Raw genomic sequence first — 5,105 nt, forward strand, 5'->3', positions numbered from 1 at the left:
GCCTACGGCCACGCCTCCGGTGCGGACATCCCCTCGCTCTTCGACTCGGTCCGGGAGCACCTGGAGCTCGGGTACAAGTCCATCCGGATCCAGACCGCCATCCCCGGCATCAAGGCCGTCTACGGGGTCGCCGCGCAGGCACAGGCCTCGGGGGAGCGGTATGACTACGAGCCCGCCGGCCGCGGCGCGTTCCCGCAGGAGGAGGACTGGGACACCCGCGCGTACCTGCGTCACCTGCCGACCGTGTTCGAGGCTGTGCGCAACGAGTTCGGCCCGGAAATCCCGCTGCTGCACGACGGGCACCACCGGATGACCCCGATCCAGGCCGCCAAGCTCGGCAAGGCCCTGGAACCCTATGACCTTTTCTGGCTCGAGGACTGCACCCCGGCCGAGAACCAGGAAGCGCTCCGCCTGGTCCGCCAGCACACCACCACCCCGCTGGCGATCGGGGAAATCTTCAACACCGTGTACGACTACCAGACCATCATCAAGGAACAGCTGATCGACTACGTGCGGGCCGCGTCCACGCACTTCGGCGGGATTTCGCCGCTGAAGAAGGTCATGGACTTCGCCGCGCAGTACCAGATCAAGTCCGGCTTCCACGGCCCCACCGACATCTCCCCGGTCGGGTTCGCCGCGCAGCTGCACGTCGGGCTGGCCATCCACAACTACGGCATCCAGGAATACATGCAGCACTCGGACAAGACCAACGAGGTCTTCGAGCAGTCCATGACGTTCGTGGACGGCTACCTGCACCCGGGCGACAAGCCCGGCATCGGCGTCGAATTCAACGAAGAGGCCGCGGCCGCGTTCCCGTACCAGCAGGCCTACCTGCCCTACAACCGCCTCGTCGACGGCACCGTTCATGACTGGTGAGCTGAACCCCGCCGGTCCCGCCCCCCGCCACATTGTGGTGATGGGCGTGACCAGTTGCGGCAAGAGCACCATCGGTGCCGCCATCGCTGACCGGCTTGGAGCCGAATTCCTCGACGGCGACTCGCTGCACCCGCAGTCCAACATCGACAAGATGGCCTCGGGCACCCCGCTGGACGACGCCGACCGGGCACCGTGGCTGGCCGAGGTCGGCAGGCGTTTCGCGGCGTCGGATTCCGGCTTGGTCATCGCGTGCAGCGCGCTCAAACGCGCCTACCGCGACATCATCCGCCACGGCGACTCCTCCGTGGTGTTCGTGCACCTGCACGGAACCCGGGAACTGCTCGGCAGCCGCATGGCCGCACGCCCTGGCCACTTCATGCCGCTCTCACTGCTGGATTCCCAACTGGAAACCCTTGAAGAACTCCAGCCCGACGAGGCGAGTGTAGTAGTGGACATCGCCATGCCAGTGCAGCAGATCGTTGACGAAGCTGTTGCGGCCCTTGGCGGCCGGCAGGTCGATGCCACCCGGTTCCTTGTGGACCTGAAGGCCGCTCCGTTCAACCTTGACGATGCGGCCGTTGCGTGGGTGGACTCGACCATCGACTCGATGTCGCTCGAGGAAAAGATCGGGCAGTTGTTCATCAACCACAACAACGACTACTCCCCGGAATACCTCGACGGTGTCCTGGAGCAGTATCACGTGGGCGGCATGCGCTACCGGCCCGGTCCCGCCGCCGCCGTGCAGGAACACATCCGCTACGCGCAATCCAAGACCCGCATCCCGCTGCTGGTGGCCTCCAACCCGGAAATGGGGGGAGCCGGAAGCTGCGACGACGGAACGTTCGTGTCGACGCACCTGCAGGCCGGCTCGCATCCGGACAAGGCCATCGCGCGGCAAATGGGCCAGGTAGCCGGCGTCGAAACCGCGGCGCTGGGGTGCAACTGGGCCTTCGCGCCGATCGTGGACATCCACTACAACTGGCGCAACACCGTCATCTCCACCCGCGCCTTCGGCAACACCCCGGAGATCGTGGTGGAACGGGCCAAGGAATACTTCGACGGCATCAGCGAATCGCCCACCGTGTGCGCCATGAAGCACTTCCCGGGTGATGGTCTGGACGAGCGGGACCAGCACGTGGTCACGTCCTACAACACCTTCGGCTACGAGGAGTGGAACCGGACCTACGGGCAGGTGTACCGGGAAATGATCGGGCACGGGGTGCAGTCGATCATGGTCGGCCACATCGGTGCGCCGGACTTGTCACGGCATTTCCGCCCCGGGCTGGCGGCGGAGGACATCCTGCCCGCGACCCTGGCGCCGGAGCTCTTGCAGGACCTGCTCCGCGGCGAGCTCGGCTTCAACGGGCTCGTCCTGACCGATGCGTCCCAGATGATCGGCCTCACCCAGGCCATGAAGCGCAGCGAGCTCGTCCCTGCCACCATTGCCGCCGGGTGCGACATGTTCCTGTTCTTCCGGAACCCGGCCGAGGACTTCGGTTACATGCTCGAGGGGTACAAGTCCGGGGTCATCACGGAGGCGCGGCTGCAGGACGCCCTGCGCCGGATTCTAGGACTGAAGGCCTCACTCGGCCTGCACAAGGCCGCGCGGGAATCCCTCGTCCCGCCGGTCGAAGCGCTGCAGCTGATCGGGAGTGCGGCCCACCGGGCGATTGCCGCGGAGATCGCCGACAAGACCGTGACCCTGGTCAAGGACACGGCCGGCAACCTGCCCATCACACCCCGGACGCACAATCGCATCCGCCTTTACGGCATCTCGGGCGGCGCGGACTTCACTCGTGCCGACCCGCTGGCCTACCTGGACGTGGTCCGCGACGAGCTCGAAAAAGCCGGCTTTGAAGTCCACGTCTTCAAGACGGCCGAGCAGCGCCAGATTGCCGGCGAGACCGGGGTGAACTTCATGTCCGTCATCTCCGAGGAAGCCACGGGGGATTACGCGCAGAAGTACGACGCCGCGTTCGTGTTCGCCAACGTGAAAGGCTTCGCCCAGGAGGCGGCCATCCGGATCAAGTGGTCAACGCCCATGGCGGCCGAGATCCCCTGGTACGCCACCGAGGTCCCCACGGTGTTCGTCTCGCTCAATCAGCCCAACCACCTTATTGACGTGCCGATGGTGAAGACGGCCATCCACGCCCACGCGGGCACGCCGGAGGCCATCCGGGCTGCCATCGAGAAAATCCAGGGCAAATCGGAGTTCCAGGGCACCTTCAACGAGAACGTCTTCTGCGACTCCTTCGACACCCGGCTCTGAGCCCTCCTGCCGGGCCGCCGCTGCGGTTTCGGGCCGGCGCTAGGCGGATCCCCGTAGCGCCGGTCTGAAGCCGTAGCGGACACGAAAAACCGACGCAAAAACCACTCCCGCGGCGCCCTTCGCAGGCGTAGCGTGGGGCCATGGAGAAGACCGGATGCGCGGTGGTGGGCGGCGGACCTGCGGGGATGATGCTGGGCCTGCTCCTGGCCCGGGCCGGGGTGCGGGTCACGGTGTTGGAGAAGCATGCGGACTTCCTGCGGGACTTCCGCGGCGACACGGTGCACCCCTCCACCATCCGCCTGATTGACGAACTCGGCCTCGGCCAGGAATTCCGCCGGCTGCCGCAGAGCCGCCTGAAGAATGTCGCTTTTCCGGTCCCCGGCGGGCCGCCCGTGACCATGGGTGATTTTGATGCCCTGCCGCCGCCGTACAACTACATCGCCATGATGCCGCAATGGGATTTCCTGAATTTCCTCGGCGCCGCCGCGGCCGAGGAACCGGGGTTCTCCCTGCTGATGAGCCATACCGCCACCGGGCTGGTCCGCAACGGGGGCCGCGTCCGCGGAGTCCGCTTCCGGACCCCGGACGGCTCTCAGGGCGAACTCCTGGCGGACCTGGTCGTCGCGACGGACGGCCGCCATTCCGTGCTGCGCACCGAGGCCGGCCTGGCGCCGAAGGAGTTTCCGGTGCCTTTCGACACCTGGTGGTTCCGGCTGCCCCGGAATCCTTCCGAGGCGGGCGAGGTGGCCGGGCTCGTGCCGGCGTTCGGACCCGGCGAGGCGCTGTTGGCCTTGTTCCGCGATGACTACTACCAAATGGGCTACCTCGCCGCGAAAGGCGCCGACGCCCGGATCCGCGCGGAAGGCGTCGAGGGGTTCCGACGCCGGGTGGCGGCGCTGCGCCCGGACCTCGCCGACCGCGTTGACGCCATCCGTTCCCTCGATGACCTCCACTGGCTGGACGTGCGCCTGAACCGGCTGCACCGGTGGTACATCAACGGCATGCTCTGCATCGGCGACGCCGCGCATGCCATGTCCCCGGCCGGCGGCGTCGGAATCAACCTCGCGATCCAAGACGCCGCGGCCGCCGCCGAGTCCCTCGCCCCCGCACTGCTCCGGGGCCATGTGACCACGGCAGACCTCAAGAAAGTCGAACGACGGCGCCGGTTGCCCACTGTCATTGTGCAGACCGCCCAGAGGGTGATGCAGCGGGCAATCTTCGGCCCGATCATGTCCGGGAAGCGGACAAAAGTTCCAGCCGCGGCGCTGTTCGTGGCCCGGCGCGTTCCGGCGGTCCGCACCATCATTCCCCGGTTTATTGCCTTTGGTCCGCGGCCCGAGCATGCCCCGGCCTTCGCCCGGCGCGCCGAACCACGACCGCAGCCGCAGCCCTAGCTGCGCTTGGCGGTCATGCTGCACCATTGGGCGCTTCCCCGCCATCCCACACTGGCACGCGGGACGCTGGCCGGGTGAGGAAATATGTGACTCGCGCGACGTAACTTTTGCGTGCGGTCCAGGCAGGGGCTACCGTGTGATCAGTATCACGACAAGTCATACATGCTTTTGATCTGCGGCGGGAGAGTCCTGCCGGTACGTTCAGCAGGCGCCGTAGGAGCAAATCCTCCCCAGGAATCTCTCAGGCCCACGTACCGCCGCGGCGAGGCAACTCTGGAAAGCAGTCCGGTCACCGGACTCACCGACGGTGCAAGCGGCACCCTGTAACAGCAGGGTCTGCGGAAACTCTCAGGTCCAATACAGAGCGGGGAGGAACCCGAATCATCGTGGCACCCAAAGTGCCACCTGAATTATGGAGTTCCTTCATGGCCATTCAGTCGTCCCCTTCCACCTTTCCAGATGGCCGGAAATTGCTGCGCATTGAGCAGCGCAATGCGGCCACACCGGTGGAGCGTAAGCCGGAATGGATCAAGGCCAAGGTCCAGATGGGCCCGGAGTTCGTCCAG

The 5,105-nt window shown here is 66.3% G+C and carries 3 protein-coding genes and 1 riboswitch; all 3 genes read left to right on the forward strand.

The annotated features are described in order from the left end of the window. Positions 1 to 876 (forward strand): D-galactonate dehydratase family protein (locus BLR03_RS23745; RefSeq protein WP_091256000.1); only part of this gene is annotated, 876 nt, incomplete at its 5' end. Beyond that, the gene (locus BLR03_RS23750; protein ID WP_091256995.1) at positions 866 to 3,145 is read left to right on the forward strand and encodes a gluconokinase, GntK/IdnK-type; all 2,280 of its coding nucleotides are present in this window, start codon (positions 866 to 868) and stop codon (positions 3,143 to 3,145) included. The genes BLR03_RS23745 and BLR03_RS23750, both read left to right, overlap by 11 nt. A 140-nt stretch (positions 3,146 to 3,285) precedes the next feature. Continuing rightward, entirely contained in the window at positions 3,286 to 4,539 is a 1,254-nt protein-coding gene (locus BLR03_RS23755; protein WP_091256996.1) for an FAD-dependent oxidoreductase, read from the forward strand. 169 nt (positions 4,540 to 4,708) lie between these two features. Then, positions 4,709 to 4,806, forward strand: a riboswitch (glycine riboswitch). Positions 4,807 to 5,105 lie beyond the last annotated feature (299 nt).

Origin of the sequence: Arthrobacter sp. ok909, assembly GCF_900104405.1 — a bacterium.
In the GTDB taxonomy this organism is placed as follows: domain Bacteria; phylum Actinomycetota; class Actinomycetes; order Actinomycetales; family Micrococcaceae; genus Arthrobacter; species Arthrobacter humicola.

Coding starts and splice junctions, on each gene's coding strand:
- BLR03_RS23750 (WP_091256995.1), top strand. CDS start 866: ATGACTGGTGAGCTGAACCCCGCCGGTCCCGCCCCCCGCCACATTGTG.
- BLR03_RS23755 (WP_091256996.1), top strand. CDS start 3,286: ATGGAGAAGACCGGATGCGCGGTGGTGGGCGGCGGACCTGCGGGGATG.